At 62.5% G+C, this 19070-nt stretch carries 15 protein-coding genes; 1 reads left to right on the plus strand and 14 read right to left on the minus strand.

Annotated features, from left to right (window positions below; all coding sequences use genetic code 11):
- Position 1 precedes the first annotated feature (1 nt).
- The 7 genes from PGB28_RS16215 to PGB28_RS16245 all read right to left on the minus strand — a co-directional run bounded on the left by PGB28_RS16215 (position 2) and on the right by PGB28_RS16245 (position 10646).
- Positions 2-799, minus strand: coding sequence for a peptidylprolyl isomerase (locus PGB28_RS16215; RefSeq protein ID WP_271422571.1), 798 nt, complete (start codon positions 797-799; stop codon positions 2-4).
- 5 nt (positions 800-804) lie between these two features.
- Positions 805-1545, minus strand: a complete 741-nt coding sequence (narI, locus tag PGB28_RS16220) for a respiratory nitrate reductase subunit gamma (RefSeq protein WP_271422572.1) — start codon at positions 1543-1545, stop codon at positions 805-807.
- 11 nt (positions 1546-1556) lie between these two features.
- On the minus strand, positions 1557-2249 hold the full coding sequence (narJ, locus tag PGB28_RS16225) for a nitrate reductase molybdenum cofactor assembly chaperone (protein ID WP_271422573.1): 693 nt from the start codon (positions 2247-2249) through the stop codon (positions 1557-1559).
- Positions 2249-3772 carry a nitrate reductase subunit beta gene (gene narH / locus PGB28_RS16230; RefSeq protein ID WP_271422574.1) on the minus strand — a complete coding sequence of 508 codons (1524 nt, stop codon included), beginning with the start codon at positions 3770-3772 and terminating at the stop codon, positions 2249-2251. The genes narJ and narH overlap by 1 nt, the downstream gene beginning before the upstream one ends.
- A complete protein-coding gene (locus PGB28_RS16235; RefSeq protein ID WP_271422575.1) occupies positions 3769-7497 on the minus strand; it encodes a nitrate reductase subunit alpha in 3729 nt (1242 codons plus the stop codon). Before PGB28_RS16235 ends, narH begins: the two co-directional genes overlap by 4 nt.
- Before the next feature lie 62 nt (positions 7498-7559).
- Complete coding sequence (locus PGB28_RS16240; RefSeq protein WP_271422576.1) at positions 7560-9176, minus strand: MFS transporter; 1617 nt, start codon at positions 9174-9176, stop codon at positions 7560-7562.
- 57 nt (positions 9177-9233) lie between these two features.
- Positions 9234-10646, minus strand: a complete 1413-nt coding sequence (locus PGB28_RS16245) for an MFS transporter (protein ID WP_271422577.1) — start codon at positions 10644-10646, stop codon at positions 9234-9236.
- Between the two features lie 241 nt (positions 10647-10887).
- On the opposite strand from PGB28_RS16245, the gene PGB28_RS16250 reads away from it, so the two are divergent.
- Positions 10888-11598, plus strand: a complete 711-nt coding sequence (locus PGB28_RS16250) for a cyclic nucleotide-binding domain-containing protein (RefSeq protein WP_271422578.1) — start codon at positions 10888-10890, stop codon at positions 11596-11598.
- 100 nt (positions 11599-11698) lie between these two features.
- Here PGB28_RS16250 and rpsA read toward each other — a convergent pair whose 3' ends face one another.
- The 7 genes from rpsA to aroA all read right to left on the minus strand — a co-directional run bounded on the left by rpsA (position 11699) and on the right by aroA (position 18917).
- On the minus strand, positions 11699-13378 hold the full coding sequence (gene rpsA / locus PGB28_RS16255; RefSeq protein WP_271422579.1) for a 30S ribosomal protein S1: 1680 nt from the start codon (positions 13376-13378) through the stop codon (positions 11699-11701).
- Positions 13379-13919: 541 nt separating this feature from the next.
- A complete protein-coding gene (locus PGB28_RS16260) occupies positions 13920-14603 on the minus strand; it encodes a phosphatase PAP2 family protein (RefSeq protein ID WP_271422580.1) in 684 nt (227 codons plus the stop codon).
- Positions 14604-14820: 217 nt separating this feature from the next.
- Positions 14821-15813: an aldo/keto reductase gene (locus PGB28_RS16265; protein ID WP_271422581.1), complete on the minus strand. Its 993-nt coding sequence runs from the start codon at positions 15811-15813 to the stop codon at positions 14821-14823.
- Entirely contained in the window at positions 15810-16427 is a 618-nt protein-coding gene (cmk, locus tag PGB28_RS16270) for a (d)CMP kinase (protein WP_271422582.1), read from the minus strand. The genes PGB28_RS16265 and cmk overlap by 4 nt, the downstream gene beginning before the upstream one ends.
- Positions 16428-16429: 2 nt before the next feature.
- Positions 16430-16933 (minus strand): hypothetical protein, encoded by a 504-nt coding sequence (locus tag PGB28_RS16275; RefSeq protein ID WP_271422583.1) that lies wholly within the window; start codon positions 16931-16933, stop codon positions 16430-16432.
- A 118-nt stretch (positions 16934-17051) separates the two neighbouring features.
- A complete protein-coding gene (locus PGB28_RS16280) occupies positions 17052-17564 on the minus strand; it encodes a hypothetical protein (protein WP_271422584.1) in 513 nt (170 codons plus the stop codon).
- Between the two features lie 3 nt (positions 17565-17567).
- A complete protein-coding gene (gene aroA / locus PGB28_RS16285; RefSeq protein ID WP_271422585.1) occupies positions 17568-18917 on the minus strand; it encodes a 3-phosphoshikimate 1-carboxyvinyltransferase in 1350 nt (449 codons plus the stop codon).
- Positions 18918-19070 lie beyond the last annotated feature (153 nt).

Genomic DNA, 19070 nt, shown 5'->3' on the forward strand with positions numbered 1-19070 from the left:
CTTACACCGGTTTCAGATCCGCGCCGGTGATCTCGGCACCTTGCGCCAGTTCATCGACAAAGCCCCGCGCGGCCCGCGCCCATTGGGCTTTTTCCATCGCCTCGGCAATCTTGCCCTGTACCGTCTCAAACGGCAGGACCGCGCCCGGGGCCACAGCATCCATGCGGATCACATGCCAGCCATGACGGGTGAGCACCGGTGCGGCGCTGATCACGCCCTCTTCCATCCGGCGCAGCGCGGCCTCAAACTCAGGCACCGTGTCACCCGGCCCCAATTGGCCCAGCGTGCCGTTCGAGGCCTTGGAGCCGCAATCGCTGTGCTCGCTGGCCAGTTTGCCAAAGCCGCGCGGATTGGCCTGCGCCTGTTCCGCCAGCGCAATGGCCCGGACCTGTGCCTGATCGCGTGCCGCCGCATCACGCGGATCACAAGCGCAGAGGATATGCGACACCTCCCAGAGCGGCGGCGCACGGAAACGTGACGGGTCGCGCGCCCATTCGGCGCGCACTGCGACCTCATCGGGCGGGCTCACCGCGACCACCCGGTCGAGAAGGCCCCGGATCAGGGCCTCCTCGTCTGTCTCGTACCGCCCCGGTCCAACCTCGGCAGGTTCCGGGGTCAATCCGCGCCGCCGCGCTTCCTGCAACAGGAGCGTGCGCACGGCGACCGCATTCGCGGCCTTGCGCCATGCGATGCCGGGCTTGCCCTTGGGCGCGTCATGGTTCTGCGCCTCGGAGGCCACCACCGCATGGGGCACGGTTTCGCCATTCACGATCAGGTCGGGAAAGAGTGCTGCGTTCATCGCTCTCACTCCGCCGGTGTGCTGCGTTGGGCCTTGCCGTCACGCGCGGGCAACGGGGCGCTGCGCCGCGAGCGCACGATCTGGTAACCGCGCCGACCAATAAGGTAGCGGAACGGGGAAGCAAACCCGGAGACCAGATGCACAAGCCGGGTAAAGGGAAAGACCAGGATGATGGTCATGCCAAGGATCAGGTGCAGTTTGAAGACCAGCGCCACATCCGCGATGTAGCTGGCCGCCGCACCGTCAAAGGTGAAGATCCCCTGCGCCCATGACATGAACTTGGTCATTTCATGCCCGTCCAGATGGCCGAGCGACACAAACACCGTGCCCAGCCCCAGAACAAGCTGCGCCAGAAGCATGGCGAGAATGGCGATATCGGCAAAGCTCGATGTCTGGCGAATGCGCGGATCGGTCCAACGGCGATGGAACAGCATACCGCCGCCCACCAGCGCCATGACCCCGGCGATGCCACCGGCGACCACGGCCAGCAACTGTTTGGCGCCGTGGCTGATCCCCACCGCGTCAAAGATCTGGATCGGGGTCAAAAGGCCGATGACATGGCCCAGCGTGATCACGATCAACCCGACATGGAACAGGATCGATCCGACGATCAGTTGCTTGCGCCGCAACAGTTGCGAGGACGAGGATTTCCAGGTGAACGGATCGCGGTCATAACGCGCGATGGACCCCATGATCGCCACGCCAAGCGCGATATAGGGGAAGATTCCAAAGAAGAAATTATGCATCTGAGCCTCCATCACTCTGCGGCGGGGCGGATGGGCTCATCCATCCGGGCCAGCATGTCACGCGTCACCGGGCAACCGGCATTCGGATCGGGGCCAAAGCGCACTTCGCTTTCCTCCCAGACCGCGTCCAGCGCCTCGAGATCGTTGGGGTCGGTTTCGGGCTGGTCCAGAAGCTCGGCCACGGCCTCGCGGTTGGCCTTCGCACCGGAAAGCTGAAGAAGAGCGGCGAACACGGCAGCATAAGGGCTTTCCCGCCGGACAAGCCGGGCGTTCAGGGCCTCGAATATATGCGCCGCGTCCGCCAGAGTTTCCTGCGCCTCGACGAAGGGACGTGTGGACAGGAATTCGAGCAGAACCGGAAGATGATCCGGCAGCTCGCTGGTGACGGGTTCGAACCCGCCATCCCGGTATGTCTCCAAGAGCGACACCATCGCGCCGCCCCGGTCCCGGCTTTCGCCATGGACATGCTCGAACAGGTTGAGCGACAGGGTGCGCGACCGGTCAAAGAGCATGACATATTGCTCTTCGAGATCGTAGATATCGCGGCTGGCCAACTCGTCGACAAGCGGGCGGAGCGTCCGGCGCGCCGCCGCGGTCAGCCGCGTGTCCGAGGCCAGCACCGCGCCGATTTCCGGCATGGCCGCCTGCAATTCGCGGGTCGGGTAGCTCAGAACAAGCGAAATGGCTTTCATAGAACGGTCCATCACTGCACCTCCGTGGGCATTTTCAGGGGTTTCTTCGACCCGCCAAAGAGCGAGCCCTTGGAGATGCCGGTGGAGCATCCGTTGCCATCGGTAAAGCCGCAGCCGCCGCGCAGGTCATAGGCTTCCTCGACCTGTTCGCGGTGCGTGGTCGGGATGACAAACCGGTCCTCGTAATCGGCCAGCGCCATGATCTTGTACATGTCCTCGATCACCCGGCCCGAGAGACCGACGCGCGCGGCAATGGCCTCGTCGCGCACGCCGTCCACGGTCTTGGCGCGCATATAGGCGCGCATGGCCAGCATCCGTTCCAGCGCATGGGCCACCGGTTCCTCGTCCCCGGCGGTCAGCATATTGGCGAGGTATTTCAGCGGGATGCGCAGGTTGCGCACATCCGGCATCGCCCCGTCCGTGCCAATGGCCCCGGCCTCGGCGGCGTTCTGGATCGGGCTGAGCGGCGGGATATACCACACCATCGGCAGCGTCCGGTATTCCGGGTGCAGCGGAAAGGCGACCTTCCACTCCATGGCCATTTTCCAGATCGGGCTTTCTTGAGCCGCCTTGATCCAGTCCTCGGGGATGCCATCGGCGCGGGCGGTTTCAATCACCACCGGGTCGTTGGGGTCAAGGAACACGTCAAGCTGCGCGTCATAGAGATCGGTCTTTTGCGGAGCGTTGGCCGCTTCCTCGATCTTGTCCGCATCATAGAGCATCACGCCGATATAGCGGATGCGCCCCACGCAGGTTTCCGAACACACGGTCGGATTGCCGCTCTCGATGCGCGGGTAACACAGCGTGCATTTCTCCGATTTGCCGGTCGACCAGTTGTAATAGACCTTCTTGTACGGACAGCCCGACACACACATCCGCCAACCCCGGCATTTCTCCTGGTCGATCAGGACAATCCCGTCCTCTTCGCGCTTGTAGATCGCGCCCGAGGGGCAGGAAGCTGCACAGGCCGGGTTCAGGCAGTGTTCACACAGCCGGGGGAGATACATCATGAAGGTGTTCTCGTATTCCCCGTAGATCTGCTTCTGGATGCCCTCGAAATTGTAATCCTCGGAGCGTTTCGAAAACTCGCCGCCCAGGATTTCCTCCCAGTTCGGGCCTTTCTCGATCTTTTCGATCCGTTCCCCGGTGATCTTGGAGCGGGGGCGCGCCGTCGGGAACGCCTGCATCTCGGGGGCGGATTTCAGGTGGTCATAGTCGAAATCGAACGGTTCATAGTAATCGTCGATCTCGGGCAGATCCGGGTTGCCGAACATGTTCGCCAGGATCCGCCATTTCGACCCTTGCTTGGGCTGGAGCTTTCCGGATTTGGTCCGCTCCCAGCCGCCGTTCCAACGCTCCTGGTTTTCCCAGTCGGTGGGATAGCCGGTGCCGGGCTTGGTTTCGACATTGTTGAACCACGCGTATTCGACACCGTCGCGGCTGGTCCAGACATTCTTGCAGGTAACAGAGCAGGTGTGGCACCCGATGCATTTATCGAGGTTCAGCACCATGCCGATTTGCGCACGAATTCTCATTCCGCTGCCTCCTTCGGGGTAGCTTCTTGGTCGAGCCAATCGACCTTTTTCATCTTCTTCACGATCACGAACTCATCGCGGTTCGCCCCCACGGTTCCGTAGTAGTTGAAGCCGTAGGATTGCTGGGCATAGCCGCCGATCATATGCGTGGGTTTGAGCGTGGCGCGGGTCACCGAGTTGTGGATGCCGCCGCGCAAGCCGGTCTTTTCAGAGCCGGGCGTGTTCACGATCTTTTCCTGCGCGTGATACATGAAGGTCGTGCCGTCCTTCATCCGCTGGGACACAACGGCCCGGGCGGTCAGCGCCCCGTTCACGTTGTACAGCTCGACCCAGTCATTATCCTCGATCCCTGCCTTCTTGGCGTCGTTCTCGGAAATCCAGATGACCGGCCCACCCCGGTTGAGCGTGAGCATCAAGAGGTTGTCGGAATAGGTCGAGTGAATGCCCCATTTCTGGTGCGGCGTGATGAAGTTGAGCGTGAGCGTGTCGCCCTCGTCCTGCACAGCCTCGGTGATGGTCTTGAGATCGACCGGGGGCCGGTAGGACATGAACCCCTCGCCAAAGGCCAGCATCCACAGGTGATCCTGATAGAGCTGCTGGCGTCCCGTGAGTGTGCGCCATGGGATCAGTTCATGCACGTTGGTGTAGCCCGCGTTGTAGCAGACCTTTTCGCTCTCCAGCCCGGACCATGTGGGCGACGAGATGATCTTGCGCGGTTGCGCGGCGATGTCGCGGAACCGGATCTTTTCGTCCTCCTTGGGCAGGGCCAGATGGGTGTGATCGCGCCCGGTGGCCTTGGACAGAGCCTCCCATGCCTTGACCGCGACCTCGCCATTGGTCTCCGGGGCCAGCATCAGCACCACCTCGGTTGCGTCGATATCGCTGACGATCCTGGCGCAGCCCTTGGTCGGGCCGTCCTCCCAGACACCGTTGAGATCACGCAGATGCTGCACCTCGTGCTCGGTGTTCCAGCTGATGCCCTTGCCGCCATTGCCCAGCTTGTCCAGAAGCGGGCCAAGCGCGGTAAAGCGGTCGCCGATGGCGGTATAATCCCGCTCAACCGCGATATAGTTCGGCGCGGTCTTGCCGGGGATCAGGTCGCATTCGCCTTTCTTCCAGTCACGCACCTGATCCTGCGCCAACTCGCCGGGCGTGTCATGCAGGATGGGCAGGGCGACAATGTCGGTCTCTTGCCCAAGGATTTCCGGCGCGACCTCCTGCACCTTGTAGGCCAGGGATTTGAAGATCTCCCAGTCAGATTTGCTCTCATAGGCCGGGTCAACCGCCGCCTGAAGCGGGTGGATGAACGGGTGCATGTCCGAGGTGTTCAGGTCGTTCTTCTCGTACCAGCTTGCCGTGGGCAGCACGATGTCGGAATAGACCGCCGTCGTGCTCATGCGGAAGTCGATGGTCACCAGCAGGTCAAGCTTGCCGCGCGGACCCTCGTCATGCCACTTGGCTTCCTTGGGCAGTTGCGCGCCTTCCTCGCCCAGATCGCGGCCCATGACACCGTGATCGGTGCCCAGAAGGTGCTTGAGGAAATACTCATGCCCCTTGCCGGACGATCCCAAGAGGTTGGAGCGCCAGACAAAGAGGTTACGCGGCCAGTTCTCGGGCGCATCCGGGTCCTCGCAGGACATTTCCAGATCGCCGGATTTGAGCTGCTCGGCCACGTATTGCGGCACCTCCTTGCCCGCCGCTTTCGCCTGTTTGGCGACCTCAAGCGGGTTGGTCTTGAGCTGCGGCGCAGAGGGCAGCCACCCCATCCGCTCAGCGCGAATGTTGTAGTCGATCATCGAGATGTCCCAATCGCCCTCGGGCGCGGTGGGGGACAGGATCTCGCCTGCGGTCAGCGTCTCGTAACGCCACTGGTCGGTATGGGCGTACCAGGCGCTGGTCGAGTTCATGTGACGCGGCGGGCGGCTCCAATCCAGCGCAAAGGCCAGCGGCAGCCAGCCGGTCTGCGGGCGCAGCTTTTCCTGCCCCACGTAATGCGCCCAGCCGCCGCCGGACTGACCCACGCAGCCGCACATCACCAGCATGTTGATGACGCCGCGATAGTTCATGTCCATGTGGTACCAGTGGTTCATCGCCGCGCCGATGATGATCATCGACTTGCCGTTCGTCTTCTCGGCATTCTGGGCGAATTCACGGGCCACATGGGTGATCCTGTCGGCGGAGACGCCGGTGATCTTCTCGGCCCATTTGGGCGTGCCGGGAATATCCTCACCATAATCCTTGGCAACCCAGTCACCGCCCAGACCCCGATCAAGGCCGTAATTGGCGCAGAACAGGTCGAACACCGTCGCAACAGCGACCTCGCCCTCGGCGGTCTTGATGCGTTTGACCGGCACATTCTTGGTCAGCACATTGGGGCGCTTGTCCCCGGTTGAGAATTGCTCGGTCGCATCCGCGCCGAAATAGGGGAAATCCACGCCGACCACATCGTCATGATCCTCGTCCAGCACCTGGCTCATGCGCAGACGTGTCTCGGTGCCGGCGGCTTTCTCTTCGAGGTTCCATTCGCCGTCCTCGCCCCAGCGATAGCCGATGGAGCCATTGGGCGCGACCAGCCCGCCGGAAGCCTCATCAAAGGCGACGGTTTTCCATTCCGGGTTGTTCTCTTCGCCCAGTTTGCCGTCGAGGTCATCGGCCCGCAGGAAGCGGCCCGGGATCATCTTGCCGTCTTTCTCTTCCAGCTTCACCAGCATCGGGAAGTCGGAGTATTTGCGGCAATATTCCTCGAAATACGGGGCCTGACGGTCAAGGTGGAATTCGCGCAGGATCACGTGGCCAAAGGCCATGGCCAGCGCCGCGTCGGTGCCCTGTTTCACGTTGAGCCAGACATCGCCGAACTTGGCGGCCTCGGAATAGTCGGGACAGATGACGGCGGATTTGGTGCCGCGATAGCGCGCCTCGGTATAGAAATGCGCGTCCGGGGTCCGGGTCTGCGGCACGTTCGAGCCCCAGAGCAGCAGGTAACCGGCATTGTACCAGTCCGCCGATTCCGGCACGTCGGTCTGTTCGCCCCAGGTCATCGGGGACGCGGGGGGCAGGTCGCAATACCAGTCATAGAAGGACATGCAGACACCGCCCATCAGCGACAGGTACCGCGATCCGGCGGCGTAAGAGATCATCGACATGGCCGGGATCGGCGAAAAGCCAAAGATCCGGTCGGGGCCATAGGTTTTCGCGGTATAGGCGTTGGCGGCGGCGGTGATTTCCGTGGCCTCGTCCCATGTGGCGCGCACGAAACCGCCCTTGCCCCGCGTCTCGACATAAGAGGCGCGCAGGATCGGGTCGCTCTGGAGCTTGGTCCAGGCCTCGATCGGGCTCAGGCTCTCGCGCATCTTGCGCCAGATCTTCATCAGCCGTCCGCGTACAAGCGGGTTCTTCACCCTGTTCGCGGAATAGAGATACCAGCTATAGGACGCGCCGCGCGCACAGCCGCGCGGCTCGTGGTTGGGCAGGTCGGGGCGGGTGCGCGGGTAATCGGTCTGCTGGGTTTCCCAGGTGACGATCCCGGATTTCACATAGATCTTCCAGCTGCACGACCCGGTGCAGTTCACACCATGGGTCGAGCGCACGATCTTGTCGTGGCGCCAGCGGTTTCTGTAGGTGTCCTCCCAGTCGCGGCTTTCGCGCGTGACCTGGCCATGGCCGTTGGAGAACTGTTCCAGTTCATTAGACTGGAGAAAGTTCAATCTGTCGAGCAGGTGGCTCATTGGATGTCTCCTTGGATTGGCTGGCCCGCCCCGGCACGTCACCGGGGCGGGTGGCGTTCGGATCAGGGGTTCTGGATGTAGGCGTTCGGCCGCAGGTAGAACCACCAGTTGATCGCGATGCAGACGGCGTAGAAGATCGCGAAGCCGTAGAGCGCGTATTCCGGATGTCCGGCCTTGAGCTGTTCACCGAACACCTTGGGGATAATGAACGCGCCATAGGCGGCCACGGCTGCGGTCCAGCCCAGCGTCGGGCCTGCCTGTTCCTTGTTGAAGGCGACCGCGATGGTCCGGAAGGTTGAACCGTTGCCGATACCGGTGGCGGCGAACAGGATCAGGAAGAGGCCGAGGAACGGGTAGAAATACTGTTCCGGTGTGGCCGAGGCATAGGCCGCCTGAATGAAATAGGCGACACCCAGAGCAGAGGCGACCATGATGACCGAGATGATCTGGGTCACCTTGGCCCCGCCCGCGCGGTCGGCCCACATGCCGCCGATGGGGCGGATCAGCGCGCCGATGAACGGGCCCATCCAGGCAAACATCAGCGCCGAGGGGCCATTGGGGTTCACCGTGTCATGGGTCATCAGCCCATCAACCTCGATATGGCTGAAACCGAACACCACCTTGATGGTCAGCGCCAGCGCGGCGGAGTAGCCGATAAAGCTGCCGAAGGTCATGGTGTAGATGACGGTCATCGCCCAGGTGTGCTTGTTGCCGAAGATCTTGTATTGGCGAGACAGGTTCTGCCCCACGGCACCCGGGATCATCCGAAGCCCCAGAACGGTCAGCGCGATCACGATGGGCAGCACGATCCATTTCGACACGCCCAGACCCGAGGTGGGCAACCCGCCCTCGACCCCCGGAAGCATCAGCCATGCGCCGAATGCAGCGGTGACAAAGCCGATGGCCAGCATGCCCGAGATGGTGGCAAAGGCCCCCAGCGGGTTCGGAATATCGGGGCTGACATGTTCGTCGCGGATATTGTTCATGCCCATCCAGCCGATCACCGCCAGCGGGATCAGGAAGACAAGCCAGATGAAGCCCGCATTCTGGATATAGGTCTCGGTCCCGGCAGGGATCTTGCCGATCAACGTGCCGGAGGTGTTCACCAGCGTGCGGCTTTCCCCGCCAAAGAGGCCCATGGTCATGGCCAGCGGCACGAGGATCTGCATCGTGGTCACGCCGAAATTGCCCAGACCCGCATTCATCCCCAGCGCATAGCCCTGGATCTTTTTCGGGTAGAAAAAGCTGATATTCGACATGGACGAGCTGAAGTTGCCGCCGCCGATACCGGACAGGAAGGCCAGCATCTGGAAGTACCACAGCGGCGTGTCGGGATCCTGCAGTGCAAACCCCGTGCCCACCGCCGGGATCATCAAGAGCGCGGTGGTAAAGACGATCGTGTTCCGACCGCCCGCGATCCGGATGAAAAAGGTGGAGGGGATGCGCAGCGTGGCGCCCGTGAGGCCCGCGATGGCGCCCAGCGTGAACAGGTCAGACGCGGCAAAGCCGAAATCAAGGTTCACCATCTGCACCGTGATGATGCCCCAGTAGAGCCAGACGGCGAAGCCACAGAGCAGCGACGGGATGGAAATCCACAGGTTGCGATTGGCGATGGACTTGCCGGAGGAAGCCCAGAAGGCCTCGTCATCGGGTGTCCAGTTTCTCAGGTCTTGTCCCATGTCAGGTCCTTTGAAGTTTGGTTGGCGGGCGGATGTGAGCCGCCGCGCCCTTTGGTGTTATTGTGCCGGTTGTGCGCCGCCCTCTTTGCGGGCGATGGCCTGCAACCCTTCTTCCAGTTCCGCATTGGCCTTTTCGGCGCGGCGGCGCAGGGTCTCGATATTGGCGGCGGCGAAATTGGCGCGCTCTTCGTCTTCCTGACGGGTCGAGAAGCGCACGAAGAAGGCGAGGAAGGAGGCGCAGGTCACCACCATGCCGAGGATCAGGAAGGCTTCGGACCAGTCGATCATGTTCTTGAACAGGAAGCCCGCAAGAACCGCCCCGGCATTGCCGCCCGCACCGACCACACCGGCCACTGCACCCAGCGCCTTTTTGTTGATGAAGGGGACGACGGAATAGGTCGCGCCTTCGGCCATCTGCGTGAAGAGCGAGAAGACGATGAGCGACGGCAGCGCCAGGAACAGCACCTGCATCTGGCTGAAGATCATCAGCGCGAAGCCTTCAAAGAGCAGGCACATGAAGAGCCAGAACGCGCGCCCCTTGAGCCCCCAGAGTGCGCCAAAGTTGTCGCCGAACAAGCCGCCCAGCGTCCGGGCAAAGATGTTCATCAGGCCAAAGGAGGCGGCAACAAACCCGGCCTGCACGAGGGTCAGGTCGAAATAGTCGAAGAAATAGAGCGCCGCGACGTTGTTGACGGTCAGCTCAACCCCAAAGCATGCGCCGTAGATCATGAACAGAACCCAGACCCGGGGGTCTTTCAGCGCATGCATGTAATTGCCGGTGACGTTCTTTTTCTCTTCCATACGGCCCTGCGCGCGCAGGTCGTCGAAATTGCCGTCCGGCGCATCCTGGGTCAGGAAGTAATAGGCAATCCCCACGAGGAAGATGATCACGCCCACGACAACCATGGCCAGACGCCAGCCCAGCGCTTCGGAGAACCCGAAGCCCACGACAAAGACCGAGAACAGAAGCGGCATGACAAACTGCGTGACGCCGCCGCCAAGGTTACCCCAGCCCGCTGAAGTCGCGTTGGCCTGTCCGACCACGTTGGGCGCGAACATGACAGTTGTATGGTATTGGGTGATAACGAATGCGGCACCGATGCCGCCAATCATCACCCGGAACAGCAGAAAGCTTTCAAAGTTCCAGCTCAGCCCGATCCCCATCACCGGGAAGGCACCGAGGATCAAGAGCCAGGTATAGGCCTTGCGCGGCCCGATGCGGTCACAGAGCCAGCCGATAAAGAAGCGGGCAAAGACGGTGATTGCCACCGAGCCGATGATCGCCCAGCCGATCTGGTCCTTGGTCAGGTTCAGCTCATCGCGCACCACGCTCATCAGCGGCGCAATACCGAACCATGCGAAGAAGCACGAGAAAAAGGCGAACCACGTCATGTGGAACGTCCGCATCTGAACCATCTTCACGTTGAAGAAATTCCGCCACAATGCAGTGGCCTTGTTTTGCAGTTCCATCTGTCCCTCCGGATTGCACGGCGGCCGCGATCGACCGCGGGCTGGGCAAAGGGATGGGGGTTTCCGGGGCGGAAAGGCTTGACGCAGATCAAGTTTCGCGTGATCCACGGGCAAAACAAATCGACCGCCAAAATCGCGCAAGACAGCCCGGTTTTCCCGTCAAGAGCACGACAGGCAACCATCAAGAGGTTAATTGACAAATGTCAATTGGGCTGTTTGCTTGGGCGGCAGGGGAGATGACATGCCACTCAGGACAAGTCAGAACGAATCGGACGAGCTCCGGAAGCTCGACCTGTTTTCGGACATGGAAGACGTGCATTTCGAGGCGCTGATGCGGGGGGCCTATGTGCAGAATTTCCCGCCGGCGATCGAGTTGATCCACGAAGGCGAACCCAGCGATTTCCTGCATGTGGTGCTGGAGGGCAGTGTCGAGCTTTTCGCGGGCTGGAACGAGCGCGAAACCACCATGGCCACGGTGCGACCGGTTTCGACCTTTATTCTTGCCGCCAGCATCAAAGACGCGCCCTATCTGATGTCGGCGCGCACGGTGGAGAAATCGCGCATCATCCTGCTGCCGTCCTCGGATGTGCGGGCCATCTTCGATGAGGATCAGGCCTTTGCCCGCGCCGTGGTGACGGAACTGGCGCAATGCTATCGCCACGTGGTCAAGAACACCAAGAACCTGAAACTGCGTACATCGCTGGAGCGGCTGGCGAATTACCTGATCCGGCAATCCGAGGTCTCGGCAGAGCCCACGGGGTTTGACCTGCCCATCGAGAAACGGCGGCTGGCCTCTTATCTCGGCATGACCCCGGAAAATCTCAGCCGTGCGATCAAGGCGCTGCAACCCTATGGCGTGACGGTCACCGGTCAGCATGTCAGCATTCCCGACGACCGGGATCTGCGCCATCTGGCAAGTCCGACCCCGCTGATCGACGATCCAAAGCACTGAGACGACGCGCCGCCGCCCGGGGGGGGGCGTCCCGTCAAACGAAAAAGACCCCGGCGCAGAACGCCGGGGTCTGTATTCTTACAAGCGAAACCGCTCTGGCTTAGTCGTCGCCGGATTTCAGCGCCGCGCCAAGGATATCGCCGAGCGATGCACCGGAGTCAGACGAACCGTACTGTTCCACGGCCTCTTTCTCTTCGGCAATCTCGCGCGCCTTGATCGACAGGCCGAGACGACGGGTCTTGCTGTCCACGTTGGTGACGCGCACATCGACCTTGTCGCCGACATTGAAACGCTCGGGGCGCTGTTCGGCACGGTCACGCGACAGATCGGAGCGGCGGATGAAGGACTTCATGCCCTCATATTCCACTTCGATGCCACCATCTTCGATCGCGGTCACTTCGACGGTGATCACGGAGCCGCGCTTCACGCCGCCAACCGCTTCGGCGAACTTGTCGCCGCCCACGGCCTTGATCGAGAGCGAGATACGCTCTTTCTCGACGTCCACTTCGGACACCACGGCCTCGACCATGTCGCCCTTGCGGTAGTTCTGGATCGCGTCTTCGCCACGCTCGTCCCAGGACAGGTCGGACAGGTGCACCATGCCGTCGATCTCGCCGGGCAGGCCAACGAACAGACCAAACTCGGTGATGTTCTTGACTTCGCCTTCGACCTGCGTGCCCTCGGGGTGTGTTTCTGCAAACAGTTCCCACGGGTTGCGCATGGTCTGCTTGAGACCCAGAGATACGCGACGCTTGGCGCTGTCGATCTCGAGCACCATGACCTCAACCTCTTGCGAGGTGGACACGATCTTGCCGGGGTGCACGTTCTTCTTGGTCCAGGACATCTCGGAGACGTGGACCAGACCTTCGACACCGGGCTCCAGTTCCACGAACGCACCGTAATCGGTGATGTTGGTGACGCGGCCCTGATGGGTGCTTTCCAGCGGGTACTTGGCAGCCACCAGATCCCAGGGATCTTCCTGCAGCTGCTTCATGCCGAGGCTGATACGGTGGGTTTCCTTGTTGATCTTGATGACCTGAACCTTGACGGTTTCGCCGATCGACAGGATCTCGGAGGGGTGGTTCACACGGCGCCATGCCATGTCGGTCACGTGCAAGAGGCCGTCCACACCGCCGAGGTCGACGAATGCGCCGTACTCGGTGATGTTCTTGACGACGCCGTCCACCGCCTGACCTTCGGCCAGGTTCGAGATGACCTCGGCACGCTGCTCGGCGCGGCTCTCTTCGAGGATCGCGCGGCGCGACACAACGATGTTGCCCCGGCGACGGTCCATCTTGAGGATCTGGAACGGCTGCTTGAGACCCATGAGCGGGCCTGCGTCGCGCACGGGGCGCACATCGACCTGAGAGCCGGGCAGGAAGGCCACGGCACCGCCGAGATCGACGGTGAAGCCACCTTTGACACGGCCAAAGATCGCGCCTTCGACGCGCTGGTCGTCGGCATAGGCTTTTTCCAGGCGGTCCCAGGCTTCTTCACGGCGCGCCATCTCGCGCGAGATGACGGCTTCGCCACGGGCGTTCTCGGCAGAACGGAGGTACACTTCGACCTCGTCACCAACCTCGATTTCGGGCGCTTCGCCGGGATTTGCGAATTCTTTCAGCTCGACACGGCCTTCCATCTTGTAGCCGACATCGATGATGGCTTGTCCCGCTTCGATTGCGATGACCTTGCCTTTGACAACAGACCCTTCTTCGGGCGTGTCCATTTCGAAGCTTTCGTTCAGGAGGGCTTCGAATTCCTCCATCGTTGCGTTTGCCATGTGGCGTTCAGTTCCTTTTCAAGTCACTATTCTGGCCGGGCGGTTGTCTCCACCGGTCTTAGGGTTTGGTCGTATTCGGCATCCGCAAAACAAAGAGGGCCGGAGGCTCCGACCCTGCTCGATCTCTTTGTCCCGCAGCGTTATGCGCCGTCATTGACGGGGGCGGTATAGGCCCATGGAAGGCGGTTTGCAAGGGGGATGGGCACATCCCCGCCCGCTGTTGGCGCAGCGCCCTTCCGGCCTGTCCCCCTTGCTTTCAGCCCTGCCCGCCACCGCACGCAGGCTTTACGACCCGGAAGGCAATTTACGGCACACTTTCTCCCGCTAGCACATGAAAACCGGATCACCCTCCCCGTTCGGGGGCTTGTGATTTGCGCGAAGAGCGGGGCGACGCCCCAATGGGCCGGGATCACCACTCCCGGAAACCGATCCAGCTTCGGCGGCCGCCGTTTTCTTGACAATACACAGCAGATTGCAAACGCCACCCGGTCCCAGCGCCGCCGGTGGCCCAAGCCATGTGGACCATGCGGTTGGCGTCCTTTCAGTAGCCGATCGCCGTGGCGAAGGCTTCGAGGAACCAACGCGTCGCGGTAAACAGATTGGCGATCTGGTAGGCAACGAAAAAGGCGGCAGTATAAAACACCGCCCGATGCCGGTCCCAAATTGGCGGGTCGGCATGGGCAATGCGCGGCGCATAGAACATTTGCATCGCCGCCACCGCAACGGCCCCGACAACCGCTCCCCCCACCACATCCAGCGGCCAATGCAGCCCGAGATAGACCCGCAACACCGCGCCAAACACAAAGGCATGCAACATAGCCAGGTAGCCCCAGCCGCGATGCACCGAAAAAACCACAATGGCGAGACTGAACAGCAATGCCGCGTGGTCAGACGGAAAGGCGTTCCACCCCGACAGCCCGCCGACATCAAGATCGACCGGCATATTCATCTCGAAGTCGCGCGTATGCACGGGCCTGTCCCGGTGCGGAAAAAATGCAGACATCAGCCGGACGATGATCAGCGCCGCCAGAGCACCCAGCATGCCCGCGAAAAGCCTGGCACGCATGTCTCGGGTCGTCCGCCTGGCAAACCACAGCCCCCAGATCAAACAGACCAAAGGAGCCGATTTGAACAATTCATTGGATGCAAGGTGAACCAGCACCCGATCCAGAAAAGCCCATTCTCCGGCGAATTGGTTCAGCAAGTGAAATATATACAGATCCATGCGCGCTTTTCAAATCTGGCACTCAAAGACTTGAAAAAATCACGAATTAAAAAGAACTACGGATTTATATATATATCACGAACCTGCGTTTCATTGCATAATTTTTTCAATGCGCCCGGCAATGAGTGATATTCAGCCCGGGGCGTGCCCGCCTGATTGGCGAATGATCAAGGAAAAGGCAATTGCGGTCCGGGTGGACGGAGCTTGGGTCAGGCCACTAGCAGAACCGTTCCGGCCCCACCCATTGCCCCACGCTGTAGCGATCCCCATGCGCCCAGCCCAGCGGCAGAACCGCTTCGATCCGGGCGAGATCATCCGCCGACAGGTCGATCTCGGCTCCGCGCACACATTCACGGAAATGGCTGACCGACCGGGTCCCGGGGATCGGGATCACGTGATCGCCTTGCGCAAGCGTCCAGGCAATCGCCAGCGCCGCCGCCGGTTCGCCCATGTCCGCCGCCAACGCGCGGAACCGGTCCGTGGCGGCGATATTCGCCTCGTAATCGGGCGAGAGGAACCGGGGGTTTTCGCAGAGCCATTCCAGATCCGGCACGCGGGATGCCTCAATCGGGTGATCGGTCAACAGACTGCGCCCGACCGGCGAAAAGGCGACCAGCGCCGTGCCCAGCCGCGCGCATTCCTGCACCAGCCCCAGTTCCGGCGCGCGGGTCGACAGCGAATATTCCGACTGCACCGCCGCCACCGGATGCACAGCCGCCGCGCGACGCAGGGAGCTGGGCGCGATCTCGGAAAAGCCGAACGCCCGGGTCTTGCCCTTGGCCACCAGCGCAGCAAGGCTCTCGGTCACCTCCTCGATGGGACGGGTGCTTTCGCGGCGATGCACATAGAACAGATCGACACAGTCAGTCCCGAGGCGGCTCAGGCTCTTGTCCAGCTCCGCCTCAAGATGCGCCAGCGAATTGTCGAAATATCGCACCCCATCGGCATTACGGGTGATCGCGGCCTTGGTGGCGATGTGAAAGATGTCGCGCGCCTCGGGGCGGTCACGCAGAAACGCCCCGATTGCGTCCTCCGAGCGGCCCATGCCATAGACATTGGCGGTGTCGATATGGGTCACCCCCGCCTCCAGCGCGGCATCGAGAATGGCCCATGAGTTTTCATCACTCGTGGGGCCGTAAAAATTGGCGAATGACATGGCGCCCACGCCCATGGCGGACATCTCAACCCCTGCGATCTGACGGGTTTTCATGACTGCGCCTCCTGTTTTTCGCGCACCGCGGCAAGCGCCGCCTGAAATGCCGCGTCGACATCCAGCCGTGACGTATCAATATGCACCGCGTCCTCCGCGGGCTTCAACGGAGCCTCGGCCCGGCCCATGTCGCGTTCGTCCCGGGCGCGCACATCGGCCAGAACTTCGTCAAAGCTGGTCTCGATGCCTTTTTCGCTCAACTCCCGGAACCGCCGTTCGGCCCGCACCTCGGCGCTGGCCGTGACGAACAGCTTCACCTCGGCCTCGGGGCAGATCACCGTGCCGATGTCGCGCCCGTCCAGCACCGCCCCGCCCGCGCGGCGGGCAAAGGCGCGTTGAAAATCCACGAGCGCCGCGCGCACATCGCCCAGCACCGCCACCTTGGAGGCGGCCTGCGCCACCTCGGGCGTGCGCAGCGCGTCATTCTCCAGATCCTCGGCCAGCAGAGCCTGTGCGGCCTCAAGCGGGTCCACCCCGTCCAGCACCTTGCGCCCCACCGCGCGATAGAGTAGCCCGGTATCGAGATGGGCAAAGCCCAGCTCCCGCGCCAATGCCTTGGAAATCGTGCCCTTGCCCGATGCCGCCGGTCCGTCCACCGCGATTGTGAATGCCATGCTTATCCTTTCCTTCGCCCGAGCATCAGCCCCAGCCAAATGGCCACTGTTGCCCCCAGCAGCACGTATTTCGTCACCGTGAAACGGCTGGCCAGCATCACTGTCGCCGGATCAAGCGGCCCCTGCCAATTTCTGAGCAACTCCGCCACCAGCGCGTTTTCCCCGTAATCGATCACAGCGTAACCGGCAGGGGCAACCAGCAAAAGCAGCCGCGTCCATTGCCGCCATGGCCGTGAGGCGCGCAGCACACAGGCGGCCAGTGTGATCGCCAGCATCGCCGGAAACACCGTATCGAGCACATGCAGCGGCCCGGCATATTTCGAGATGCCCAGCGGCCCAAGCGCCATGAAATATGTGGCCACGTCGCTGGCCGTGTACCCCGTCCACCGAGCGTCAAGGATCAACGCGCCGTCCGGCATCAGGTGCACCCACGAAATCGCGCCCATGGCCGCAAAAAGCGCCGCCGTGCCCAGCGCCAGAAGCGCAATGACCCAAGGCGGGATCATGACAGCGCCACCCCGCGGCGCGCGCCGTTGCCATCGTCCATGCCTGCCCGGTCTGTCATGCCGCCCGCCCCTGTCGCCCTGTCCGGGTTATCTCAACTGCGCCCGCAGGACACAAGCCTCAGCCCCGCCGCCAACGCCATACCCCGCCGATCAGCAATAGCATCATGGCCAGCGTGGTGGCACCCGATTTGACGATTGTGAAACGGCTGGCCCGCGCGATCTGCTCCGCCGTCGCCTCAACAGGAGCAGCGCTCAGCATCGCCGCAACAGCACGGTTTTCCAGCAGATCCGCCGCCATGCCCACCAGTGCCGCCACCGCAACGGCAAGGATCAACCGGCGCGGCAGCCACAGCACCGCCGCCAGACAGAGCGTCACCGCCAAGAGCGGCGGATAGGCCGCGTCCAGCATATGCTGCGTGCCAAGGTAAAACCGCCGCCCCTCGACGCTCAGAGCATCAAGAAACGCCCGCGCCGCCGCGGTATCATAGCCCATGGGGCGCAGGTCGAACGGGCGCAAACCGCCCGTATCAACCGCGATCCGTGGCAGCGACCATGCCACCATGACCCCGTAGATCAGCGCAGTCAGCAGCAGGCTGACCTGAAAGACGCGCATCAGGCCCGCGCGCCGCATGGCTCAACCCTCGCGCCGGATATCCGCGCCCAGTTCTGCCATCAGCGGCTCGAAAATCGGGAAAGAGGTGGCGATGGGCTGGCCGTCATCGACGCGCACAGGGTCTTTCGTGGACATGCCCAGCACCATGAAGGACATGGCGATGCGGTGGTCGAGATGGCTGGCACAGGTTGCGCCGCCCGGCACGTTCCCCGGCCCCATGCCACTTACGCGCCACCAGTCCGGCCCGTCCTCGACCGTCACGCCACAGGCGCGCAGCCCGCTGGCCATGGCCTCGATCCGGTCGCTTTCCTTGACCCGCAATTCCTTGACACCGGTCATGTTGGTCACGCCCGTGGCATTGGCCGCCACGACCGACAGCACCGGGTATTCGTCGATCATGCTGGCCGCGCGCTCGGGCGGCACGTCGATGCCCTTCATGTCGGGCGAGTATTTCGCGCGCAGGTCCGCCACCGGCTCGCCGCCCTCTTCACGCATATTCTCAAAGGTCAGGTCAGCACCCATGTCCTGCAGCGTATAGAACAGCCCGGCCCGCGTCGGGTTCAGCCCGATACCGGGGATCAGCACGTCCGAGCCCGGCGTGATCAGCGCCGCACAGACCGGAAAGGCGGCGGAACTGGGATCGCGCGGCACGGCAATCGTCTGGGGCTTCAGTTCGGGCCGCCCGGTGAGGGTGATCACCCGGCCTTCCTCCGTGTCTTGGGTCGTGATCTCGGCCCCGAACCCCGCCAGCATCCGTTCGGTATGATCGCGGGTGGCCTCTTTCTCGATCACCACGGTCTGACCCGGCGCGTTCAGCCCGGCCAGCAGCACGGCGGATTTCACCTGCGCCGAAGGCACCGGCACGGTGTAACGCACCGGCACCGGGTCTTCCGCGCCGACCAGCGTCATCGGCAGCCGCCCGCCCGACCGGCCGACAGCCTGACATCCGAACAGCGCCAGCGGATCGGTGACCCGCGCCATCGGGCGTTTGTTGAGGCTGGCGTCGCCAGTGTAGGTGACCGCGATCGGCGTCGTCGCCGCCGCCCCCATGATCAGCCGCACGCCGGTGCCGGAATTGCCGCAATCGACCACCTGATCGGGTTCGGAAAAGCCGCCCACGCCGACGCCATGCACATGCCATGTGCCATCTTCGTCACGCGTCACCTCGGCCCCGAAGGCGCGCATTGCCTTGGCGGTGTCCAGCACGTCCTCGCCTTCGAGCAAGCCGGTCACCACAGTCTCGCCCACCGCCATCGCACCAAGGATCAACGAGCGATGCGAGATCGACTTGTCCCCCGGCACATCGGCCACGCCCTTGAGCGGGCCGCAGGCGGTGGAAATCATCGGAATGGGAGTGCCGTGGCCGGACATTATGGAGCTTCCTTCGTTAGCGTTCGCAGCGCTTGTAGCAAGGGGTTTGGCAGGGGTCCATACGGGTCAGCAACAAGGGGCCGCTGCCTCCTCGGCCTTCGCACAGGTCTCCGACGCTTCGGCGCTGAGATCGATCCTGATCTTCTTCTGTTT

The sequence above is a fragment of the Primorskyibacter aestuariivivens genome (assembly GCF_028023675.1).
Classification (GTDB): Bacteria; Pseudomonadota; Alphaproteobacteria; order Rhodobacterales; family Rhodobacteraceae; genus Marinovum; species Marinovum aestuariivivens.